General features: G+C 50.2%; 19 protein-coding genes. 13 read left to right on the top strand and 6 right to left on the bottom strand.

All coding sequences use genetic code 11. The features are described from left to right. The first annotated feature begins 41 nt into the window (after nt 1-41). Nucleotides 42-935 carry a LysR family transcriptional regulator gene (locus ABEA66_RS33650; RefSeq protein ID WP_345594524.1) on the top strand — a complete coding sequence of 298 codons (894 nt, stop codon included), beginning with the start codon at nt 42-44 and terminating at the stop codon, nt 933-935. Nucleotides 936-958: 23 nt separating this feature from the next. Here ABEA66_RS33650 and ABEA66_RS33645 read toward each other — a convergent pair whose 3' ends face one another. Both ABEA66_RS33645 and ABEA66_RS33640 read right to left on the bottom strand, forming a co-directional pair. Then, nucleotides 959-1,414, bottom strand: a complete 456-nt coding sequence (locus ABEA66_RS33645) for a nucleoside deaminase (protein WP_345594522.1) — start codon at nt 1,412-1,414, stop codon at nt 959-961. Between the two features lie 39 nt (nt 1,415-1,453). Further along, entirely contained in the window at nt 1,454-2,065 is a 612-nt protein-coding gene (locus ABEA66_RS33640) for an ankyrin repeat domain-containing protein (RefSeq protein WP_345594520.1), read from the bottom strand. A 221-nt stretch (nt 2,066-2,286) separates the two neighbouring features. Between ABEA66_RS33640 and ABEA66_RS33635 the strand changes: the two genes are divergently transcribed. The 7 genes from ABEA66_RS33635 (at nt 2,287) to ABEA66_RS33605 (ending at nt 9,874) form a co-directional block, all read left to right on the top strand. Next, entirely contained in the window at nt 2,287-3,174 is an 888-nt protein-coding gene (locus ABEA66_RS33635) for a LysR family transcriptional regulator (protein ID WP_345594518.1), read from the top strand. 72 nt (nt 3,175-3,246) lie between these two features. Continuing rightward, entirely contained in the window at nt 3,247-3,780 is a 534-nt protein-coding gene (locus ABEA66_RS33630; RefSeq protein WP_079909268.1) for an NfeD family membrane protein, read from the top strand. Nucleotides 3,781-3,794: 14 nt separating this feature from the next. Next, nucleotides 3,795-5,318: a flotillin lipid rafts scaffold protein FloT gene (floT, locus tag ABEA66_RS33625; protein ID WP_345594515.1), complete on the top strand. Its 1,524-nt coding sequence runs from the start codon at nt 3,795-3,797 to the stop codon at nt 5,316-5,318. Between the two features lie 140 nt (nt 5,319-5,458). Beyond that, nucleotides 5,459-6,016 (top strand): NUDIX hydrolase, encoded by a 558-nt coding sequence (locus ABEA66_RS33620; RefSeq protein ID WP_079909270.1) that lies wholly within the window; start codon nt 5,459-5,461, stop codon nt 6,014-6,016. A 105-nt stretch (nt 6,017-6,121) separates the two neighbouring features. Continuing rightward, a complete protein-coding gene (locus ABEA66_RS33615; RefSeq protein WP_345594511.1) occupies nt 6,122-7,132 on the top strand; it encodes a 2-oxoacid:acceptor oxidoreductase family protein in 1,011 nt (336 codons plus the stop codon). A 48-nt stretch (nt 7,133-7,180) separates the two neighbouring features. Next, a complete protein-coding gene (locus ABEA66_RS33610) occupies nt 7,181-9,487 on the top strand; it encodes a thiamine pyrophosphate-dependent enzyme (RefSeq protein WP_345594508.1) in 2,307 nt (768 codons plus the stop codon). A gap of 93 nt (nt 9,488-9,580) precedes the next feature. Next, nucleotides 9,581-9,874: a hypothetical protein gene (locus ABEA66_RS33605; RefSeq protein ID WP_345594506.1), complete on the top strand. Its 294-nt coding sequence runs from the start codon at nt 9,581-9,583 to the stop codon at nt 9,872-9,874. On the opposite strand, the gene udk is transcribed toward ABEA66_RS33605, so the two are convergent. Beyond that, nucleotides 9,831-10,460 carry a uridine kinase gene (udk, locus tag ABEA66_RS33600; protein ID WP_345594504.1) on the bottom strand — a complete coding sequence of 210 codons (630 nt, stop codon included), beginning with the start codon at nt 10,458-10,460 and terminating at the stop codon, nt 9,831-9,833. The two genes, ABEA66_RS33605 and udk, sit on opposite strands and share 44 nt — an antisense overlap. 234 nt (nt 10,461-10,694) lie before the next feature. Between udk and ABEA66_RS33595 the strand changes: the two genes are divergently transcribed. After that, the gene (locus tag ABEA66_RS33595) at nt 10,695-11,510 is read left to right on the top strand and encodes an SDR family oxidoreductase (protein WP_079909275.1); all 816 of its coding nucleotides are present in this window, start codon (nt 10,695-10,697) and stop codon (nt 11,508-11,510) included. 75 nt (nt 11,511-11,585) lie between these two features. Here ABEA66_RS33595 and ABEA66_RS33590 read toward each other — a convergent pair whose 3' ends face one another. Beyond that, entirely contained in the window at nt 11,586-14,879 is a 3,294-nt protein-coding gene (locus ABEA66_RS33590; RefSeq protein ID WP_345594501.1) for a DEAD/DEAH box helicase, read from the bottom strand. Between the two features lie 212 nt (nt 14,880-15,091). Between ABEA66_RS33590 and ABEA66_RS33585 the strand changes: the two genes are divergently transcribed. Further along, nucleotides 15,092-15,484, top strand: coding sequence for a hypothetical protein (locus ABEA66_RS33585; RefSeq protein ID WP_079909277.1), 393 nt, complete (start codon nt 15,092-15,094; stop codon nt 15,482-15,484). Between the two features lie 27 nt (nt 15,485-15,511). Here ABEA66_RS33585 and ABEA66_RS33580 read toward each other — a convergent pair whose 3' ends face one another. Further along, nucleotides 15,512-16,492: a metallophosphoesterase family protein gene (locus tag ABEA66_RS33580; RefSeq protein ID WP_345594499.1), complete on the bottom strand. Its 981-nt coding sequence runs from the start codon at nt 16,490-16,492 to the stop codon at nt 15,512-15,514. Between the two features lie 484 nt (nt 16,493-16,976). On the opposite strand from ABEA66_RS33580, the gene ABEA66_RS33575 reads away from it, so the two are divergent. Further along, the gene (locus tag ABEA66_RS33575) at nt 16,977-18,212 is read left to right on the top strand and encodes an S-layer homology domain-containing protein (RefSeq protein WP_345594497.1); all 1,236 of its coding nucleotides are present in this window, start codon (nt 16,977-16,979) and stop codon (nt 18,210-18,212) included. A gap of 114 nt (nt 18,213-18,326) precedes the next feature. On the opposite strand, the gene uraA is transcribed toward ABEA66_RS33575, so the two are convergent. Beyond that, nucleotides 18,327-19,595 carry a uracil permease gene (uraA, locus tag ABEA66_RS33570; protein ID WP_079909280.1) on the bottom strand — a complete coding sequence of 423 codons (1,269 nt, stop codon included), beginning with the start codon at nt 19,593-19,595 and terminating at the stop codon, nt 18,327-18,329. Nucleotides 19,596-19,841: 246 nt separating this feature from the next. Here uraA and ABEA66_RS33565 point away from each other — a divergent pair, with 246 nt between their 5' ends. After that, nucleotides 19,842-21,233 carry an MATE family efflux transporter gene (locus ABEA66_RS33565; protein WP_192701676.1) on the top strand — a complete coding sequence of 464 codons (1,392 nt, stop codon included), beginning with the start codon at nt 19,842-19,844 and terminating at the stop codon, nt 21,231-21,233. Nucleotides 21,234-21,397: 164 nt separating this feature from the next. Beyond that, nucleotides 21,398-22,165 (top strand): metal-dependent hydrolase, encoded by a 768-nt coding sequence (locus ABEA66_RS33560; RefSeq protein ID WP_345594492.1) that lies wholly within the window; start codon nt 21,398-21,400, stop codon nt 22,163-22,165. Nucleotides 22,166-22,214 lie beyond the last annotated feature (49 nt).

Raw genomic sequence — 22,214 nt, 5'->3', positions numbered from 1 at the left:
AATCGATATTATACATATCAAGTATAGATGGGAGTAATAGCATGATCGCGAATTTGGAGCTGTACCGTGCCTTCTATTGGACTGCCAAGGAGCAGAATTTATCGCGCGCCGCCGAGCGGCTGTACATTACGCAGCCCAGCGTAAGTCACGCCATCAAGCAGCTGGAGACAGAGCTTGCCGTCACCTTGTTTTACAGGGGAGCGAAGGGAGTGCGTCTGTCCGAGGAAGGACAGCTGTTATTCACGCAGGTGGAGCAGGCGTTTCAATTCATTGAGAGCGGGGAACGCCAGATTGCGGAGTTCAACAATTTAACGAGGGGCGAGCTGCGGCTTGGAAGCAGCGATTCACTGTGCAAATATTTTTTGCTGCCGTCCCTTGGCCGCTTCTGCAACGATTTCCCGCAAATTCGGCTTGACCTAGTGCATGGAACGACGCCGGAAATTATTCAGCACGTAAAGGAGGGCAGAATTGATTTTGGCATTGTCCGCATGCCGGTGGAGGACAGCAGCTTGAAAGTATTTGAAACGATCACGGTGCAGGATTGCTTCGTTGCCGGACCCCGATATTTTCCACTGGCGCAGCAAGAGCTGTCCTTAACCGAGTTAACCGCGTATCCGCTCATTTTATTCTCCAGGAACAGCAGCTCGCGCCGGTTCATTCAGGACTTTGGTCAAGCCCACGGGGTCGCGATAGAACCGGAAATCGAGCTGGCCAGCGTCGACCTCCTCATTGAATTTGCCAAAGCCGGCCTAGGCATCTCCTTCGTTACAAAGCAGTTCGTTCAGGCAGAGCTTGAAGCGGGAAAGCTGGCGGAGATCAAGCTGAAGGAACGAATACCGGAGCGCAAAATCGGCATCGCCTTATTGAAAAACCGGCGTTTGTCTGCGGCAACACGGACATTTTTCGAACAGTACCTTCACGTAGAGACGTTCTAATGCTCTCACGCCGACTGTAATAGTTACAAATTGTTTTTCTGCTTATAGAGCTGCATCGGGTTACGCTCTGTCATAGGTGCGATTCTTGTAATGGGAAGTGTCTGCTGCTCCAGGGGGAGCGACAGCTGCTGGTAAACATCTCTGGTGCTGAATCCAATCGCTGCGGCATCCTCTTCGGTGTAGGCATAATATACGGCTTTGGCACCTGACCAATAAATCGCCGCAAGACACATGGGACAAGGCTGTCCGGATGCATAGATTTCACAATCCGTAAGCTGCGGGCTGTTCAATACCCGGCTGGCTAGGCGGATAGCCTGCATCTCGGCATGTGCGGTTGGATCATTAGTGGAGAGAACCTCGTTCACGCCGGTAGCTATGATTTCTCCGTTCTTGACGATAACGGCCCCGAAGGGCTTTCCTCCTTGGTGCAATGTGTTACGGTAGGCAAGCTCAATGGCTTTATTCATATAAGATTCCATATTGTTAATACCCCCTATGGTATTTAAAAAGCAGGATCATTATTTAGCGGCGGCTTCGATCAGCATCCGTTCGATTTCTTTGTACCCGCGCGCTTGTGCATGCTGTAATGCGGTAACACCGTCACGGTCGGGAATGGAAGGGTCAGCGCCATGCTCCAGCAGCTTGCGGACGATTTGTTGATGCTTTGGTCCGCCGTCACTTAAAATAACCGCCTCCAGAAGCGCAGTCCACCCCAAATTATTGATGTGATTGACTTGAATGTCCGAATGCTCGAGCAGCTCGCTGACTACTTCCACATGGCCTCTCTCGGAGGCGGGAATCAGCGCGGTACCGCCGTAGCGATTCGTCAATCTTGTATCGGCATGGGCGGCCAAAGCTAGCTTTACGATCTCCAGAAGCCCTTCGGCTCCGGAATACAGCAGCACGTTGTCACTGCGGTTGTCGCGGATATTCACATCAGCTCCCTGCTCGATCAGATATTGCACAAGATCCGTTTGCCTTCCGTGGGCCGAAGCAAGAACCGCCGTTCTTCCTAAGGTATCCTGTCCGTTGATATCGATCCCTTGCTTAAGCAGCAATTCAACCCCTGATTTGTTCCCTTGCTCGGCATAAGACGTTAGTTGCTCCGTTTGCTGATCCGTTGGTTTCATAGATTCCACACTCTCCTCGTGACTCGGTATAGGCTGCTGTAAGGAAGAATTCTCGCAGCTTGATAAAATAAGGATCAAGATAACGAGCAGACATCGATTCATTGCGGTTAACCTCGCTTTGCACCGGGTTAGCATTATGGTAGCATGGGGAAAGGTATATGAAAAATATTTATAAAATTCATTAAGATAACATTTTATATATGGAAATCGGGGGAGAGCGTATGGATATGAAGCAGCTGCGATATTTTATCGCCATAGCAGAACACAAGCAGATTTCAGCAGCCGCCAAAAAGCTGCATATGGCCCAGCCACCGCTAAGCCAGCAGCTCAAGCACCTGGAGGAGGAGCTAGGGGTAACGCTGGTTGTCAGGCATGCACGCGGATTGGAGCTAACGGAAGCGGGGAGAGTTCTGTACAAGCATGCGCTGAATATGGAGAAGATGATGGACCAGACCCGCCTGGAGGTGAAGGAAACCGGAAGAGGTCTAAGAGGGAGGCTCGCGCTGGGTGTAAATACCTTGTCTTCGGAAGAGCTGCCCGGGCTTCTGGTGGAATACAAGGCGCGATATCCGGAAATGACCTATAAAATACAACAAAATGAGTCGGCGCAATTGTGCAGGCTGGTCAGGGAAAAGGCCATAGAGCTGGCCATTATCCGCTTTCCGGTCGATTTGAGCGATTTCAGCTATCTTCATCTTCAATCGGAACCGTTTTATTTTGTCACGGCTCTAAGCGGACCTCAGTCTCCAGAGGAGGTCAGCTACGAGTACATAGGCGGTTCTCCATTAATCCTGCCAAGCACGGATGGTCTAGGCCTATATCAGCAGATTGTGGATCAGCTCTCCCGCCGCGGACTGGAGCCCCATATCTTATGTGAATGCTCGGATATTGCCATGCTGCTCGAGCTGGTCGCTTCCGGCTTCGGTAGTGCGCTTCTACCCGAAGCGGTTCTGCGGCTGCACAGAAGGAGTGACATCCGGATCTGCCGGATCGCGGACGAGACGTGGACCGCTTCATCGGGCTTTATATGGCTGAAGGATCATTATTTGTCCCAGGGGGCAAAGCATTTTATCGAGCTGTGGCAGGAGCTTAAAGAAAAAAGGAAATGATTTGAAACTTTTCCTGTCTTAAGAGCGTATTAATTTATGAAGCTAACCTAAATGTCGAATAGGGGGATGCTCATGCTTTCCATATATTGGGGGTTTCTCATCACCGGAGTGCTGTTTGCGCTCATTACTGTCGTACTTGGCGATTTGCTTGGAAGCGCTTTGGATGGGATCTTTGATTTCATGTCGGCACACCATATGCATGCATTTCAACCGATGGTTATTTTTAGTGGGCTCACCGTATGGGGAGGAGCCGGCATATTGCTGACCAAGTACACGGTTTGGGGCACGGCTGCGGTGCTGGCAGGCTCCGCCGTATGTGCAGTCCTACTGTCTGTGCTCATTTACTTTCTGTATGTTAAGCCGATGAAAAACAGCGAAAATTCCGTCGCCTTTTCCATTCAGGATACCGTCGGCAAAATTGCGGAGGTATCCGTCACCATTCCTTCTGTCGGATATGGAGAAGTGATGCTTCGTATGGGAGCGGGCAACACGAACCAGATTGCCGCCAGCTATGAGGGGGAAGAAATCCAGACAGGCACGAAAGTAGTTACCGTAGAAGTCAAGGACGGTACACTGCTCGTAGCCCGTTTAGATAAATTGGAATAAAGGAGAAATGTCGTATGCCAGAACCTTTAGTTATACCTGCCATTGTAGTGGGTGTCATTATTGTCCTCGGTCTTGCGTTCTGGGCCCGCTACAAGACGGTAAGCCCGGACGAAGCTATGATTGTCACGGGTTCGTTCCTTGGAAGCAAGAACGTGATGACGGATGACTCCGGGCGTAAAATTAAAATTGTCCGGGGAGGCGGCGCATTTATTTTGCCGATATTCCAGCAATCGCAGTTTTTGTCGCTGCTGTCACACAAGCTGGATGTGTCTACGCCGGAGGTATATACGGAGCAGGGGGTTCCTGTTATGGCCGACGGCGTCGCTATTATTAAAATCGGAGGCTCTGTAGAAGACGTCGCTACAGCGGCCGAGCAGTTTATGGGGAAACCGACGGAAGCGTTGAAGGGCGAAGCGCAGGAGGTGCTTGAAGGGCATCTGCGTGCCATTCTCGGATCGATGACGGTGGAGGAGGTATACCGGAACCGGGATAAATTCGCTCAAGAGGTGCAAGGCGTAGCGGCCAAGGATTTGAAAAAAATGGGTTTGCAAATCGTCTCGTTCACGATCAAGGATCTGCGCGATAAGCATGGCTACCTGGATGCCTTGGGGAAACCTCGGATTGCAGCGGTCAAGAGGGACGCGGACATAGCTGAAGCCGAAGCGCTTCGCGACGCGCGTATTCAGAAGGCAAGAGCGGAGGAAGAAGGCCAGAAGGCCGAGCTTCTTCGAGATACCAATATCGCGGAAGCGGCCAAGGATAAGGAGCTGAAGGTCGCTTCGTTCAAACGGGAGCAGGATACGGCCCGTGCGGAAGCGGATCAGGCTTATCATATCCATGAAGCCCGCGCGAAGCAAAGCGTGGTCGAAGAGCAGATGAAGATCGAGCTCGTCCGCAAGGAACGGGAGATTGATCTCGAAGCAAAGGAAATTCTCCGTCGCGAGAAGCAATATGACGCGGAAGTGAAGAAGAAGGCGGATGCTGACCGGTATGCCGTCGTGCAGGCGGCCGAAGCGGATAAAGCCAAACGCATTCATGAAGCTGATGCGATGAAATATCGCATTGAAGCGGAAGCGAAGGCGAATGCCGAGCAGAAGCGGCTGGAAGGTCTGGCTATTGCCGATGCGGAGCGTGCCAAAGGTACGGCGGAAGCAGAGGTTATCCGGCTGCGCGGTCTTGCGGAAGCGGAAGCCAAGCAGAAGCTGGCTGAGGCGTTCGAGAAGTTCGGCGAAGCAGCGGTGCTCGATATTATCGTCAAGATGCTGCCGGAGCTTGCCGGCAAGGTCGCGGAGCCTATTAAAGGCATCGACAAGCTGACGGTTGTAGATACCGGGCATGGGGAAGGCGCAGCGAGAGTCAGCAACTATGTGACCTCGCTGATGGCAACAGCGCCGGAGATGTTGAAAAATGTCAGCGGCATCGACCTGGAGAAGCTGGTCAAAGGCCTGACGAACCGAGGTGCTGGCACCCCGTCCGTCCCAACGCTGGAACAGAAGGCTGCCGCTTCGGCGGATGAACCTGGAACCGATAAGAAATAAAATGACCCGATAACCCGGACTCACGTACGATTTTGTACGGTGTCCGGGTTTTCTTTTTGGAGTAAACGAGCTATAGTAGTACTGTTTCTTAAGATTTGCATTCAGACAGGTACGATACATAGTAAAGGAGGTGTGTGAACATGTCGGTTAATTATTGCTCGTCCTGCGGCCATCCTATGGAGACGCGCCAGCTGGACGGTGTCGATCGGCGGGTTTGCACGAATTGCAATGCGGTTCATTGGGGGAATTACAGCATCGGTGTAGGAGCGCTGGTCATCAAGGATGATAAAGTGCTTCTGGTACGCAGAGCGCAGGAGCCCGGCAAAGGAAATTGGACGAACCCGGGAGGCTATATCGAGCAGCTGGAGCCGATAGAGGAAACGGTTGTGCGCGAGGTTCTGGAGGAGACCGGCGTTCATACGAAGGTGAAGGGGATCGTTGCCTTACGCGACCAGCCTCGCAATATTCATAATGTGTATATCGCTTTTGAAATGGAATATGTAGACGGAGAGCCGAAGGCCGATGGTGTTGAGGTGGACGGGGCCGGATTTTTCTCCCTGGAAGAAATGAAAACTATGCAAGTGGCCAATTTCACGAAGTGGCTTGTCGATGTAGCGGTAAACGGAAGGAATGACGGGCTGCTTCCGGATAAGGAAACGGACATCCCATTGAACGGAAATGGATTATTTCGGGTATAACTGGAAAAAAGTTTTTGGCAAGAGAGGAATTTGTCGATCTATTTAGAATATAAATAGTATTTAGAAAACTACTTGCTGCAGTCCATTCTCGAAAGGAGTCATGCAATGGTTACGTTACCTAAAAAGAACGAGCTTGGCTTTTTTGAAATTCGTCTGGAATCCATAGGGGGACTTGGTGCCAACCTGGCAGGAAAGATGCTGGCTGAAGCAGGAGTGGTAGGCGCCGGATTAAACGGCGTCAGCTTCTCCTCCTACGGTTCCGAGAAAAAAGGCTCTGCCGTCAAAGCGCATATTCGCTTCTGTGATAACGATACGAATATACGTGATACTTCGCCAGTGGAACGACCTCATGTGGTAGGGATCTTTCATGAATCATTATCCAAAACGGTAAATGTCGTAAGCGGGATCTACGAGGACAGCCTTGTGCTTGTCAATTCCGCCAAAGAGCCTGAAGAGCTCAAGGAGAAATTGAAAATGATGGGCGGTACCATTGCGGTTATCGACGCCATCGGCATTTCGATTGAAGAGAAGAACCGTGTGAATATGGCGATGTTAGGTGCATTGTTCCGGCTCTGTCCATTCCTGAATCCGGACACAATGAAGAACGTAATCCGCAAGTCTCTCGAGAAAAAATACCCGCAAGCCGTTCAACCGGCTCTAAATACGTTTGAAAGGGGTTACAACGAGGTTCGCTTCCAAACCTTCGAACTGCCGGAAGGCGCACAAATGCCTTCGTTTGTCCGTCAGGACACGCCGGTCCTGGGCTACGAAACACAGCCGATGGGCGGTCTTGTGACGAACCCGGGCAACAGCATTTTGAAGGATTTGAGCATTTCCCGCGCGGGAATGATGCCTCACTTCCACGATGACAAATGCATACACTGTGCTGCCTGTGATACGGTCTGCCCGGACTTTTGCTTCGTCTGGGACGAACAGCCTGATAAGAAGGGGCGGCCGCAGATGTTTTTGCAAGGCATCGACTATCAATACTGCAAAGGCTGTCTGAAGTGTGTACAGGCGTGCCCGACCGAAGCGCTGTCCAGCGCAAGGGAAACGGACGGTTATGCCGATCAGCATCGTGTTCCGCATCGTTTTGATCTGGCCGTGAACGGATGAGCTTTCTGTCAATCAAGTAAACAGCTTACCTGAAAGGTGGAATTCCAGTTGGCAATTGAGATTAAGAAAGAGGTTTCTCAAGGTACAGTGGAGCAGCGTATTGTATATGAGTCAGGGAACGAAATGGCCGCTTATGCAGCGCATCAAATCAATTACCACATCATGGGATACTTTCCAATTTCACCATCTACAGAAGTAGCGCAATTCCTGGATCTGATGAAAGCTAACGGCCAGCATGACATTAAGCTGATTCCGGCGGATGGAGAGCATGGCTCGGCAGGCGTATGCTACGGTGCATCGACTGCGGGCGGCCGCGTGTTTAATGCGACAAGCGCCAACGGCTATTTATACATGCTCGAACAAATGCCGGTCCAGTCCGGAACCCGGTTTCCGATGGTCATGAACCTCGTATGCCGTTCCGTATCGGGTCCCCTCGATATTCACGGGGATCATTCCGACTTGTACTACGCTTTGAACACAGGCTGGCCTATCTTGATGTGCCGCGATCCTCAGGCTGTATATGATATGAACATCATGGCACTGAAGCTTGCGGAAGACCCTGAAGTCCGTCTTCCGGTGCTGGTAGCTTCGGACGGTTATTTCACTTCCCACCAAAAACGCCGGGTACAAACCTTCGCCAATCGCGAGGACGTCCATGCCTTCGTGGGAGAAAGACCTCCTACAGGCTTTGCCGATACGCTGGATCGCGATCATCCGATTACCGTAGGTCCATACATGAATGAGCCGGATTACATCAACAACTGTTATCAGCAGTCCGTGGCAATGTACAACGCGGAGCATGTGTATGACCGGATTCGCCAAGAGTATGCAGTGCTGACGGGACGCGATTATCCTATTCTCGATTTGTACCGGATGGAGGATGCGGAGGTGGCCGTCTTCCTGATGAACTCGGCTTCCGAAATCATTAAGGATGTGGTCGATCAGCTGCGAGCTCAAGGCATTAAAGCCGGATCCATCGCTCCGAATATGATTCGTCCATTCCCGCAAAAGGCGATTGCCGAAGCGTTGAAGAACGTTAAAGCGGTCACGGTAGGCGACAGGGCGGACTCGTACGGCGGTCATGGCGGCAACATGGTCAACGAAATCAAGGCGGCGTTGTTTACCCACGGCAACCGCGATACGATGGTTATAAGCCGCATCTACGGCTTGGGCGGCAAAGATTTTTATGCGGAGGATGGCCATAATCTGTTCCGGTTTGCTATAGAAGCCGTGGAAAAAGGCAAGGTAGAGGTGCCGTTTGATTACTACGGGCATACCCCTGGCGATCCGGCTAAAGCGCCGAAGCGGGTCTTGAATCCGATGAAATATGAGGACCTGAAAACAGGACTTATCACCGTTACTCCGGACGAAGCTACAGGCAAGCTGAATGTGCGGATTCCGCCGCTCCGTTCCTTGACCAAGAAGCCTAAGCGGATTGCGCCAGGGCACGGGGCCTGTCCGGGATGCGGGATTTTCTCGGGCCTGGAGCTATTCTTCAAGGGCATTGAAGGGGATATCGTAGCGTTGTTCCATACGGGCTGCGCAATGGTCGTAACGACCGGTTATCCTTATTCGGCGCACAAGGCCACTTACATTCACAATCTGTTCCAGAACGGCGCGGCTACGTTATCCGGCGTCGTCGAGATGTTCTGGGAGCGCAAGCGCAGGGGAGAGCTTGATGAGCTCAATCTGAAGGACGACTTCACCTTTGTTATGATTACAGGAGACGGCGGGATGGATATCGGTATGGGTCCTGCTATCGGAGCCGCGCTGCGGAACCATAAGATGATCATTCTGGAATATGATAATGAGGGCTATATGAACACGGGAGCCCAGCTGTCCTACTCGACGCCGATGGGCCATAGAACCTCGACGTCCAACGTAGGCTCCAAGCAGGGCGGCAAAGTATTCCACCATAAGGACACGGCACAAATTATGGCCGCGACTCATATTCCTTATGTGTTTACCGGTTCCGAAGCCTTCCCGCAGGACCTTGTCCGCAAGGCGGCCAAAGCCCAATGGTACGCGCAAAATGAAGGTTTGGTATACGGCAAAATCCTTATCGCCTGTCCGTTGAACTGGCTCTCCGAGGATCAGCAAGGCTCCAACATTGTCGGCGCCGCGGTGGACTCCTGTTTCTTCCCGTTATACGAGGTGGAACACGGAGTCACGAATATCACCTACAATCCGGAGGAGAAGAGCAAGAAGATCCCGTTATCCGACTGGTTGAAAACGATGGGCAAGACGAAGCATATGACCAAGCCGGAGTATGAAGAGTCCTACAAGCTGTTCGAGGATGAAGTCGAACGCCGCTGGAACATGCTGAAGGCGAAGCATGAAAGCCCTTATCTATAAGTTATCTGCTCCAAGCGCGAAAAAGGCACCATCTCCGATGGAGATCGTGCCTTTTCTATGTAAAGCCTTATAAATTATGAGGAGGACATCCCGTTGCCGTTCGTATTGAAGCACGATAAAACGTCTCAAATCTTTACCTGCACCCTAATCAATTCATATGAATTGGCGTACTACGGTACCAAGTTTTGGGATGATGAGGAGGAAGCCCGAGCTGCTTACAGTGATTTTTTACGTTCCCAGGGTGTGCTCGAAACCGGGGATTGGCAGCTGATGGAGCTATCGGATCATGATCTAAAGCTGTGCAATGTGAAGCTGAAGAATGATCCGCGCCTCATCCTCTTATTCAATGAGGAAACACAGAAGATGACTGTAAGTATTTCTCCGTAAGAATGGTAAGCAGCTGGATGCCGACTTCGTTATGACCGCCCTCGGGAATAATGATGTCGGCATATTTTTTGGACGGTTCAATAAATGCTTCATGCATAGGCTTGACCGTTGTCAAATATTGATCGTACACCGATTGGATTGTCCGGCCGCGCTCTTGAATATCTCGGAGCACTCTTCGCAAAATGCGTACGTCCGGGTCCGTATCGACGAATACTTTGATGTCCAGAATCGTCCGGAGCTGCTCATCGGATAATACATGAAGACCTTCGATAATGACAATGGGATTAGGCTGAAGCTCTTTGGTTATATTTGAGCGGGAATGAGTAGAAAAATCATATGTCGGGGATGAAACCCGTTGATTTTGCTTGAGCTGCTTCAGATGCTCTAACAGCAATACATTATCAAACGCCAGCGGATGATCGTAATTGATGGCCTCCCGTTCAGAAAAGCTCAGATGGCTGTGATCACAATAATAATTGTCTTGCGATATAAAGGTAACCTGGCTGCTGCCAAGGTTGTCGATAACCGACCGGGCGACGGTAGTTTTACCTGACCCTGTCCCTCCTGCGATACCGATGATAAGCATGAATAGTAGATCCCCCTTAAAATGTGTGCGTTATCCATAAGCTGATTTCTGGGCCTCATTTTCCGGTTTCTGAAGCTTTCAATCAGGGTAAAAAGAAACGAACGAGTTCTTGCAACTCAAGTATTGTAGCATAAACTCGCTCCGGTTTCGAGAACCTCATAATTGTTGTGAAACATGGCAAAATAAGCTTGTCTTTGGAAGTCAGTTAACTACGAAGAATTGAGGTGCAGAGAGATGAATACGCAAACGATTCAAAAACCGAAGGCGATGTACCCAGAGCTAAAGGATAAGGTAGCTGTTGTCACAGGCGCAGGCTCGGGTATCGGGAGAGCGACGGCGCTGGCGCTGGCAGCGCAAGGGGTTAAGGTAGGGCTGCTGGATCTGAAGGATAGCCGTACGGAGCAGGTCAAGAGCGAAATCGAAGCTTTGAATGCCGAAGCTCTTACTGCCGATGTCGACGTGTCTGATCCGGATCGAGTGAGGGAAGCGATAGAATCGGTCGCCAAGAAATGGGGAAAAGTCGATATCGTATTTGCCAATGCCGGTATTAACGGCGTGCTTGCGCCGATTGAAACGATGAATCCGGATGAGTGGGATCATACGCTTACGACGAATCTGAAAGGTACCTTCCTCACTGTAAAATACGCGATTCCTTACATGAAAGAGCAGGGAGGCAGCATTATAGTCACGAGCTCCATTAACGGAAACCGTGTCTTCTCCAACTTCGGTATGTCCGCTTACAGCACATCCAAAGCGGGGCAAATGGCATTTGCCAAAATGGCTGCGCTGGAGCTGGCCCGCTACAAGATAAGAGTCAATGTCATTTGTCCGGGTTCTATCCAGACACATATCAGTGAAAGCACGCATCCGACGCCGGATTTGCAAAAAATCAAAATCCCCGTGAAATATCCGGAAGGAAACCAGCCTCTGGAGCATGCTCCAGGGCAGCCGGAACAGGTCGGAGATCTGGTCACCTTCCTGGCATCGAACGCATCAAGCCATATTACGGGTACAGAGCTGTTCATTGATGGCGCGGAATCTTTGATCTAGGCATATTAAGGAAGCCTTGACCTATAGGGATGGCCCCTTTAGGCAAGGCTTCTTTGTATGATCATCTTTGTGGGGCTAAGTTATCATTAGGATTTCGCGGATATCCTGCTCGGATAAGGAGGATAAGGATCCCTCACCAGGCTGGATAATCTCATCGATCAGATGCTTCTTTCGTTGCTGAAGCTCGTACATTTTATCTTCCACGGTTCCTCGGCTGACGAGACGAATGACTTGCACAACGCTCTTCTGACCGAGACGGTGGGCACGGTCTGCCGCTTGCTGCTCGACAGCGGGATTCCACCATAAATCATACAGCACGACCGTATCTGCTCCGGTTAAGTTGAGACCCGTACCTCCCGCTTTCATGGAAATCAGGAACAAATCCCTCTCACCGTCATTAAATCGATTACACAGCTCTACACGTTCGCGGGTAGGCGTGTCACCGTCCAGATAAAAATAGCGAATCCCCTGATACCCGAGCTCCTTGCCTATGAACTTCAGCATTTCTGTGAATTGAGAGAAAATGAGCATTCGCTTTCCGGCGCCGCGGCATTCCTCCACGATATCGAGAAGCTGCTCGAGTTTGGCGGAGCTGCCTGCATAATCTTCGACGAAGAGAGCGGGATGGCAGCATATTTGGCGAAGGCGCGTCAATCCGGCGAGTATTTTGATCCGGTTTTGCTGGAAGGTGTCCTCGTCCAGGTGCTTCAACGTTTCCTGCCGAAGCTTGGCCAAATAGGCTGCATACAGCTTCTTCTGATCCGGCAGCAGCTCGGAGGCTTGCAACGACTCGATTTTCTCCGGCAGCTCCCGGAGGACATCCGTCTTTAACCTGCGCAGCAGAAAAGGTCTGACGCGGCGGGCCACTTGGTCCCGGGTTAGCTCGCTGAATGCTCTACGGCTGGCGAACAAGCCGGGGAAGACAGCGTCGAAGATGGACCAAAGCTCTTCCAAGCGGTTTTCTATCGGTGTCCCGGTAAGAGCAAACCGATATTGGGCCCGGAGCTCTTTTACGGCTTGTGCAGTCTGGGTTGTATGATTCTTGAATACCTGAGCCTCATCGAGGATCAGCGTATGAAACGACGGCTCCACATACATGGACAGGTCCCTTCGCAGCAGCGGATAGGATGTGATGATCACATCATACTGATATGCGGCTTTTACCATACGGCTTCGCTCTGCCCGAGTGCCGTCCACAACAAGGGCCCGGAGCTCAGGAGCAAACTTGTTCAGCTCATGAAGCCAGTTATAGGTCAGCGAGGCCGGGGAAACAATGATGGCGGGCACCTTCTGGCTTCGGATTTCCGGGAGCACGGATACCAGGAAAGATATGCTTTGCAGCGTCTTACCAAGTCCCATGTCGTCAGCCAAAATACCACCGAAGCGGTAATGGGCTAGCGTCTTCAACCACTGATACCCGTACTTCTGGTAATCCCGCAGTACTGAATCCAGATTATCCGGAACGGGAAACTCAAGATGGTCCGGATTGCGCAGATTCTCCAGAAGTCTTCGGAATGATTTGCCCAGCTGAATCGAATGATTGCGGGTGTGGGAATCGGTCAAATGAAGCGCACGGGTGACAGGCAGCTGGAAGGCCGTTCCCTTAAGATCATTTTGGCGTAAACCGACTTCGTTCATGAAGTTTACGATCGCTTGGAACTCTTCGCTTTCCAGAGGCATCAAGGCGCCGTTCGGCAGTCTGTAGTACCTGCGCTTCTCCTCCAGAGACTGTATCAGTGAGCGGATTTCCGACTCAGGAATGCCCTGAATATCGAATTTGAATTCCAGCCAATCTGTACGCTCATCCACATCCACCATGATTTTCGGTGGAGGATTCGTAAGGAGAAGTCTGACTTTCACGGCGGAGGTTGCGTACACCTTGACGAGCTTTTCCAGCTCGGGAACGATATGGTACAGAAAATCGTATTCGCCTTCCTCGTCCTCCATGAAATAGCCACTTTCCGTCTTGACGAAGGCACTCTGGTCCATCAGCTCCAGAATGCGTCGTTCTTGTTCCCCGTCGCGCAAAAGGATATGGTCCGTCCCCCCATGAGGGCGATGTGACTCCAAAGGATTGATGACGATTTCGCCATAATGAAATTCCAGTCCGGCCAGGAGCCGGTCACGGACTCGATCCAGATACAGCTTGGCCTGTAAAGGCATCTGTGTAATGCGCTCCGTTACCGCCTTCGAAATATGGACGGAGCCGAGCTTCATGAGGCCAGGAATGACGGTTTCCATAAAGGATTCGATTTGTTCGGCTTGAATGAGGATCGTCTGCTTCTGAGAAGACTCCAGCATCTGCTTCAGCTGCGACAGCCTTTTGCAGGAATCCTCCTTCAGCTGGATCAGCTTTCCTTCTGACAACACGACTTCATAAGCTTCCATGACCATTAATCGATCCAAGCCTTTAACGGATAACACGTAATCCGTCGATGAACGATCGAATTCAAAGCTAACCGGCAGAGGCTCGCTGCTAAGCTGAAGCCCGTCAAGCAGGCGGCCGCCCATATCAAGCTTGACTGATGGAGCGGAAGAGAGCAGAGGGAGGAGCGCCCCCCAGAAAAAAGGCGGGATCGGGAGCAGACGATCGTTAGACTGATGCGGAACGGTTCCGGGTGTCCGGCCGGCTGTTTCCCGATACATGCTCTCATGCCGATGGATCTTGATCAATTGCCGAAACAGCGCATCGTGCTCCTGTTGAAAGCTGTGCAGCTTCGGATCATATGTGAATTGCGGGGAAAATGTCGCGGATTCCCCGCGTTCAAGCCGGTCAAGAAAATCCCTTATATGCTGAACGATATATAACCGTTTGGGTCCCAGCCTTATTTCGATGCCGAACATATACTTGTGGTAGCCATAGGCGAAGGGCTTGCATAGGATCTCCACTTGAAGCGGCGCCCTCTCATCCAGAAGGGACTTTGCTCGAACGGTTCGAAGCGGCTTCACGGCGAACAAGCCCAGCATGTCTCCCACGATATGTGCGTCTGCCGCTGCTGAACCGGTATCCGCAACACTTGGAAGCTCTTCAGACTCGGACGAAGTCTCCTGGGGCTCAAGATTAACCGTACCGTCATGGCGGGCTGCTTGAATGTACAGCAAGGCTGCGGCGATATGCTTACAATATTTGTCATAGGACTTCAGTGTGGGACAAGTACATTTTGCCAGAACATTGCCGCGGCGATCGAATTGTACCGTACAATGCAGCAGGTTCTTTTTGTCCTCGGCTACCTTGATTTCGAAGAGGGCCGTCCAGGGATCGTAATGGAACAAAGAGGCCTTACCTGCCTGATAATAGACATCTCCTTTGTCGTAAGCCAGCTGGCCGCACAACTGCTTGATGACTTTGCTTGTCAATTGTAGGCTCATGGAATAAATCCTTTCTTTCGCTTCCGGTATCGTTATCTTCTATCATAGCAGAAATCCGGAGAAAGAAAAGAACGGATGTTCTTAGTCAGCAAGCATGGAACATTAGGGAGGATTGTGGTATGCTTCTTGAAAGCTTATTTTTATGCTCTCGCCTGAACTGCCCGGCAGAAGAGGATGATTCCACTGTCTAATAGTCTAAGGAGGGAATACTTATGAATGATTCATTTATTCACATCAAGTCCATAGATGGGGATTTAAAGCTGGTTCATAAAAAAAGAGACTTCGGTATTACCGTATCCACGAAGGAATTGGTCTACCAGAAGCCGCATGTCAACTATCACATCAAGCTCGAAGATATCGTCAGTATCGTCCCTTTTGACATAGCCGAATTGAAAGCTATCACGTTCAAAAACCGCCGCAATCAAGGAAGTGAATTGATGAACATGTCAGCAGGCATGCCTCATTACAAAATTCATGCTCAACAAGCGATTCTGCACAATCGCAGCGGCATCTTTCCACTCGGATCGGCGCAATTCATTCTTCCCATTCATCATGATCTGCTGCTGGCTATCTCTCAATACAGCGGTCTTAGTGCGGTAGTCTAACATTATTGGAATGCCGCGACATGATTCCTAACGAATCTTTATAACAAATTGGGCCTCAGGAATCCAGCGCTGCTTATAGAAGTCGCGGCCTCTGATCGTCACTGAATCTTTTCTGACTTCTATGTACAAGCCTTCGCTGGCTTCGGGCTCCAATGGTTTTTCGGCCCCGCTGGCATCACCGGTCCATGGTTGTTCTACGGAAGAAGAGTTGACCATGACAAACCGGTTTTTCACCAAGGTATCAGGTAGCTTCAATTCCCAATGAGTATGTCCCGTGAACAGAATGACCTGAGGGTATTTGGCCAATATCTTTTTTAATTGCTCGTGCTGGATCACGGCTCTGTTATTGACGCAGCAGCCGGTGGTTCCGGAGACGGTATTCGGCAGGGGTTGGTGTAGGAAGACAAAGATCGGCTGGTGATTCGAGGCCTCCTTCTGCAGCGCCGTCTGCAGCCAATCCAGCTGCCCAGGGGATAAATAAGCATCCTCGCGATTCTCGCTGTCCGATTGCCGGTACTGCTCGGAACCGAGGACAATGAAAGAATAACCCTTCAAACGCTTTTTGTAATACACAGCTTGCTCCCCGTTAAACCTTAAAAAACGCTCGATAGAAGCCTTTTCCGTCTCCCCGTTGGGAAAGCCTGCTTCGCTCCATTGCCCCTCTGCTCCATGCCAAGCCTGGTAATATTCATGATTCCCCATAGTTGAGTAAACCGCGTCCGGGTGCGGTGAGCGGCTAAGCAGCTCCTGCAACTTATCATAATCCTCCTGCCGGCCATCGGTTAAATCGCCGTTCAAGATCAGCGCATCTTCCTCCGGATTAATACGGTGCAGGTCGGTTAATGCCGCTTTGAATTTGTCCTGCGCTCGGATATCCCACGATTGGATGTGAATATCGCTAAGTACGGAAAAAGACAGGATCGGCTTTTCTTCAGCCTGTGATGCGGCTTGCGGGGACGACAACAGGATACCAATGATTAACGTGACGTACAATGTCCTTTTCTTCATAGGTCTGCCTCCTCTGCCTTAATTACCCGTAGTATTTGCAGAAAGAAACGTTTTGTTCCGCGCTAGGCACCTTCCTGCCGCTTTCTCCTTATCCTTTGTTACTTGCTGAACAGTTGACTTGCGTACAAGTCATGGTCGGCAAGACTTCTTGTTTTAGCCTAATGCTTGAATGTTCGAAGAATGTAAGCTCCGTGTAGAGTTTTGATGAAGCGGATAAAGAGGTAAAAAGGTTTAAAAATATGGTTATTTTGGCTTATGGGCTTTAAAGCAAAGGTTTTTTAACAGGGAATGGAAGCGATTTTTGAGACTTTTTACACGGACGGAAAGACTTTCGAACTAATGTTCGCCATAACTTCATCCATTTGATTTTAGGATTGTTGGTGAATACCCATTTCACAGATTTGCCTTTATTCTTAAAGATGGTTTGGTATCAACACGAAACAACAAATTTCGACACCGACAAAGAGGAGTGGGCATAAGCAGGATGAAGATGTTGCGTTGGATGGCAGTCTCGATGGCCTTATTTACGGGCTTATCTGGAACTGCGTGGGGTCAGCCGGTTGAAAAACCGCTTTTTCAAGATGTGAAGGGGCATTGGGCGGAACAAACGATTACGCGATTGGTAGATGAAGGAATATTGGACGGATTTCCTGATGGGACCTTCCGGCCGAATGATCCGGTAACAGCAGATCAGTTTATTAAAATGCTGCTGCTGTCGTACACCCAGGTGTATCCGAATGGGGAACGCAAATGGACAAATGAGTTCACACAGTCATTAAGTGCAGGGAACCGCAACATTTTGCAGCAGGATTACCGGAACTTTGATTTTAAACCGAATACGGTAGGCTATTGGGCGAAGCCTTACATCGATTTGGCCAGCGATTTGCAGTTTATAAGCAAAAGCCAATTTCCGGATTTCAAAGCAAAGCTGAAGCGTGAGCAGGTTGCCGAGGTCATTTACTATACGGCGAAGGAAACCGAGTATTTGGAAAATGAACAGTACAGCATGGCGGCAGCGGCTGTCATGGGGGACCTTCAGAGCGCGAAGCCGCGGGAGCAGAGGTTTGTTGCCGAAGCCTATGCGAAAGGAATCATGGAAGGTTATCCGAACGGGTATTTCGGAATCGGCCGGGAGGTGACGCGGGCGGAAGCACTGACCATATTGGAAAGAATTGTACATAAGGATAAGCGTATCAGCGTGAAGACGGCGGATAACTCATTGGAGAAGATCGTTCCTGCCAAAGACGGAAGCTACAAGAAGCTGATTTTTCCCGATCAGAAAATGCTGAAGGCTTATGATGTGCTGCAGGAAGCAGCAAAACGCCGGGGAACGAATTATGATCTGGAGGAGACGACGCTCAAGCTGTATAAGGATGCGGAAGCGAAAGCGAAGGACTTGAGTAAATCCAGCGCCTCTGCCGTATCGGGTGAAGAGGTATCCTTGTGGCTGGAGCCGGAGTATAAAACCTACGGTGTCACGGTGCATGTGCAAGAGGGGATGCTGGCAAGGAATCAGGAAGCGATCAAGACGTTCACGAATTACTTGTTCTCATTCGATGCGATGGCATTCGATGATTTGTTCCTGCAGGTCTATAATCAGGTAGTTCTAGGTCAGGCTGTGGAAACGCATACTGTACAGGTCGGAGCCTATGCTGTTGAGGTGCATGTTGAAAGCGATGGCGAGACGATAGTATTCTCCATATTGGAGAAAAACGGATAACGCATAACTACCGGAAAATAATCAAAAGACATGCTCTTAGCACCGCAATGATGCTTTAGGGCATGTCTTTTTATAGAGCAAAGCCGTTATTTCTACGAGAGCCTGATGTGAGTCTTATTCATTGGAAAGCTTTAAGGTTTCAATCAGCTTGAAGAACAAGCTGAGCAGGATAGCAATAATGGTAGCGAGCGCCATTCCTTTGAGCGCGAAGCTGCCAATAGTCACCGTAGCCCCGCTGATTCCGATAACCAGTACAATGGTCGTCAAAATCAGGTTGGTCGCTTTGGAATAGTCGACCTTGGTCTCGACCAGCATCCGGATCCCCGAAGCCGCGATAACTCCGAACAGCAGCAGGGATACGCCTCCCATAACGGGAGTTGGGATTGTAGTAATCAAGGCTGCCAGCTTTCCGCAGAACGAGAGCAGGATGGCAAGGACGGCCGCTCCCCCGATAACCCAAGTGGAGTATACACGGGTTAAGGCCATAACGCCGATATTTTCGCCATATGTAGTGTTGGGAGTAGAGCCTGCGAAGCCGGATATGACGGTCGAAATTCCGTTGCCGAGCAAAGAGCGGAACAACCCGGGCTCTTTGGACAAATCTTTACCGACGATATTGCTTGTTACAATCAGGTGGCCGATATGCTCGGCGACTACGACCAGAGCGGCAGGAGCGATGATGGCAATAGCGCTTGGGCTGAATTCCGGCTTGTAATAAGTAGGCCAGGATAACAGGGATGCTTGAGCCACCGCATCGAACTTCACATAACCTAGGAAATAGGCTACGATATAACCGCATATGATTCCAACGAGAATTGGAATGATCTTAAGAAAGCCGCGGAACATGACGTTGCCTATGATCGTAATCAGCAATGTTACCGTTGCGATCAGAATCGCATTCGGATCGAAGCTCCAATCTGCCGGTGCGTCGGCAGGCTTGATGTAACCGGCCATTCCGGCTGCCGTAGGCACCAGCTCCAGACCGATAACCGCAACGATAGCTCCCATGGCTGCCGGAGGAAAGACGACATCGAGCCAGCCGGTGCCTATAAATTTGATCAGCAACGAGATCAGGATGAAGATGATACCGGTTACGATGAAGCCGCCAAGCGCCGCACCATAGGACTGGCTTGACAGGACAACGAAGACCGGGGACAGGAAGGCGAAGCTGGACCCGAGGAAGGCGGGAATTCTGCCCTTGCACAGGAGCAGGTAGAGCAGGGTTCCAATACCGTTCATCAGAAGGATGGTTGCCGGGTCTACCTTGAACAATAAAGGCACCAGGACATTGGAGCCGAACATCGCAAACAAATGCTGTAAGCTCAGAGGGATGCTCTGTAGCAGCGGCGGACGTTCGTCAACTTGAATTTCACGTTGCAGCATAACGACACTCCTTGAGATAGAATAATTTCGGATCTAAAAACACTTTCACTATAGTATCAGAAGAAAGTGTCGTTTGGAATCGGTTTTTTAAAATTTTTGTCACATTCGATGTCATAGATCATCCTATATACTTGGACTTTACGTGAGGTGTTCGATTGGATATAATTATTTTTATTGGTAAATAATTTGTCTGTAAAAGAAGTTTAGGGCAGCTAATGGCTGCCCTTTGCGCTGGGAGAGTGAACTATGGCCTATCAGATGGACTCATCGCTAACGGAAGGATCTATTGGAAAAAAGCTGTTTTTATTTTCGCTGCCCTTGCTAATGGGGAACGTTCTTCAATCGCTGAACGGAACGATCAATTCCATATGGGTTGGCAACTATTTGGGTGAGAGCGCCTTCGCCGCTACATCCAATGCAAACAATATTATGTTTTTTCTGCTGAGCCTGGTGTTTGGTATCGGAATGGCTTCTACGATCCTGATCGGACAGAGTGTAGGAGCGCAGGATGAAACGCAGGCTAAAAGGGTAGTCGGCACAAGCGCCTTGTTCTTTCTATTATTGTCATTGGTAATAACCGCCATTGGCTTGGTGTTTTCCCCGGCCATCCTGCGCGGGATGAATACACCGCCTGACGCTATGGATTTTGCCATTTCGTATTTACGTATTATTTTCATCGGCTTGCCGTTTATGTACGTGTACAACTTTATCATGATGATCATGCGCGGAGCGGGAGACGCAAGAACGCCGTTTTATTTTCTATTAATCTCCACGTTCCTGGATATCGTGTTGAATCCGCTGTTCATTTTCGGCTGGGGACCCGTCCCGGCTTTAGGAATATCCGGCTCTGCCGTCGCGACGGTCATCGCACAGTTTGCCAGCCTGGTGTGTCTTATCATATTCCTCTATCGTAAAAAGCATTATTTAAGAATCACACGCGAGGATTTGCCTTATCTGAGATTTGACGGTCAAATTATCGGATCGCTTGTAAAAAAAGGCGTGCCGATGGGGCTGCAAATGCTGATCGTGTCAACAAGCGCTATCGCGGTAATTAACCTGGTTAACGGTTATGGCTCCGTGGCTACGGCGGCTTTTGGCGCGGCGATGCAGCTATCGAGCTACGTTCAGATGCCGGCCATGGCTATAGGCGGAGCGGTCTCGACACTGGCGGCACAAAATGTGGGAGCGGGTAAGTGGGATCGCGTCCATAAAACGACGATGATGGGGATTATAATCAATTTCGTCATGACCGGCGTATTGGTCGGTCTGATCTACCTGTTCAATAAGCAGGCGCTCGGTCTTTTCCTGAATGACCAGGAAGCGATCGACATCGGGATGCGTATTAACCTCATCACCCTGTGGGGCTTTATTCTGTTCGGCATTACATTTGTCGTGTCCGGGGTCGTTCGGGCAACCGGGGCGGTTATGGTGCCGTTGTTAACCACGTTCCTGGCCTTATGGTGTATTCGGATTCCTATTTCGTACTTTTTGAGCGGAAAATACGGCCTGGATGCCATCTGGTGGAGCTTCCCTATCGGATTTACGATCGGTATTATACTCTCGATCTGGTACTACGTGTGGGGGAACTGGAAGGATGCCAAGATGCTCACAGCGAAGAAGACGCAGGCAGCGAACTAACTCAGGTGCAGCACAGATTCACACCAAAGAAGTCCTTATTAAGAAGGGCTTCTTTTTTTATAGGTGAAAGCGTACGTTTGTTCGCCTTAGTGTCGTTTTTATGGTACAATATAACAATACATCCTGCTATACTTCATGAGGCGGACAAAGGAGTTTATTAAGTTATGACGGGAAGAACCCACTTGATAGTTAGTACTGGGGTGACCTTATCGATCCTGCAAATGACCGGTCAAGGCGTTACGATCCCTGCAGCTGCCGTATCGATAGTCAGCTCGCTGCTGCCCGATATAGACGAACCTAACAGTCTGCTGCTGCAAAAAACATTGCCCAAAGGGCTGCTGACCAAACTAAGATGGCTGTTCGCGCTGGCTAGTATCGGATTTATGATCTATGCTTACTGGGAATCGTTTCTTACTCCGTACAGCTATGCTGCCGGCGCCTTGTTATTGATCATGTGTCTTGTGAATCAGCGGGCGTTTCGCCAGCTGCTTATGATTCTTTTGGGAGGGCTGCTGCTGTATCTGGGCGCTTTTGCAGGACCTTGGCTAGGAACAGTCGGAGCTCTGCTGATGATATGCGCCATTCTTCCGCACAGGGGATTAACCCACTCCATCTACGGGATTCTGATGTGGGGAGGTCTGCTTTATTATGCATCGATTGTGCTTGGCGTTACATTATGGATTGCTGGCGCTCTATCTTACTCGCTTCATCTGGTATGCGATGTGCTTACGAAGCAGGGGATTCATCCGTTCCCGCCGTCCAAGTGGAAGCTGGTTGTTCCTCTTATGAGTACCGGGAAATTCAGCGGCTTTCTAGTGGAAAGCCTGTGCATTACGTTGACCTTCGTCCTCGCGTGGAAAGCGTTTGTCGTTCCTATGGGACAAGCCGGCTTCGGATTATGGGAACAGGTCAAGAGCGCTATTACGGGTTAATAGAACGATTGAAATGAACTAATTGTATGGGTAGCCGGACTATCGAACG

The sequence above is a fragment of the Paenibacillus vulneris genome (genome assembly GCF_039543185.1).
In the GTDB taxonomy this organism is placed as follows: Bacteria; Bacillota; Bacilli; order Paenibacillales; family NBRC-103111; genus Paenibacillus_S; species Paenibacillus_S vulneris.
Note: the sequence above shows the minus strand (reverse complement) of the source record. Positions and strands in the feature narration are given on the sequence as shown.

Coding starts and splice junctions, on each gene's coding strand:
- ABEA66_RS33645 (WP_345594522.1), bottom strand. CDS start 1,414: ATGGAATCTTATATGAATAAAGCCATTGAGCTTGCCTACCGTAACACA.
- ABEA66_RS33590 (WP_345594501.1), bottom strand. CDS start 14,879: ATGAGCCTACAATTGACAAGCAAAGTCATCAAGCAGTTGTGCGGCCAG.
- ABEA66_RS33635 (WP_345594518.1), top strand. CDS start 2,287: ATGGATATGAAGCAGCTGCGATATTTTATCGCCATAGCAGAACACAAG.
- ABEA66_RS33650 (WP_345594524.1), top strand. CDS start 42: ATGATCGCGAATTTGGAGCTGTACCGTGCCTTCTATTGGACTGCCAAG.
- uraA (WP_079909280.1), bottom strand. CDS start 19,595: ATGCTGCAACGTGAAATTCAAGTTGACGAACGTCCGCCGCTGCTACAG.
- udk (WP_345594504.1), bottom strand. CDS start 10,460: ATGCTTATCATCGGTATCGCAGGAGGGACAGGGTCAGGTAAAACTACC.
- ABEA66_RS33615 (WP_345594511.1), top strand. CDS start 6,122: ATGGTTACGTTACCTAAAAAGAACGAGCTTGGCTTTTTTGAAATTCGT.
- ABEA66_RS33560 (WP_345594492.1), top strand. CDS start 21,398: ATGACGGGAAGAACCCACTTGATAGTTAGTACTGGGGTGACCTTATCG.
- ABEA66_RS33595 (WP_079909275.1), top strand. CDS start 10,695: ATGAATACGCAAACGATTCAAAAACCGAAGGCGATGTACCCAGAGCTA.
- floT (WP_345594515.1), top strand. CDS start 3,795: ATGCCAGAACCTTTAGTTATACCTGCCATTGTAGTGGGTGTCATTATT.
- ABEA66_RS33620 (WP_079909270.1), top strand. CDS start 5,459: ATGTCGGTTAATTATTGCTCGTCCTGCGGCCATCCTATGGAGACGCGC.
- ABEA66_RS33640 (WP_345594520.1), bottom strand. CDS start 2,065: ATGAAACCAACGGATCAGCAAACGGAGCAACTAACGTCTTATGCCGAG.
- ABEA66_RS33585 (WP_079909277.1), top strand. CDS start 15,092: ATGAATGATTCATTTATTCACATCAAGTCCATAGATGGGGATTTAAAG.
- ABEA66_RS33565 (WP_192701676.1), top strand. CDS start 19,842: ATGGCCTATCAGATGGACTCATCGCTAACGGAAGGATCTATTGGAAAA.
- ABEA66_RS33630 (WP_079909268.1), top strand. CDS start 3,247: ATGCTTTCCATATATTGGGGGTTTCTCATCACCGGAGTGCTGTTTGCG.
- ABEA66_RS33580 (WP_345594499.1), bottom strand. CDS start 16,492: ATGAAGAAAAGGACATTGTACGTCACGTTAATCATTGGTATCCTGTTG.
- ABEA66_RS33575 (WP_345594497.1), top strand. CDS start 16,977: ATGAAGATGTTGCGTTGGATGGCAGTCTCGATGGCCTTATTTACGGGC.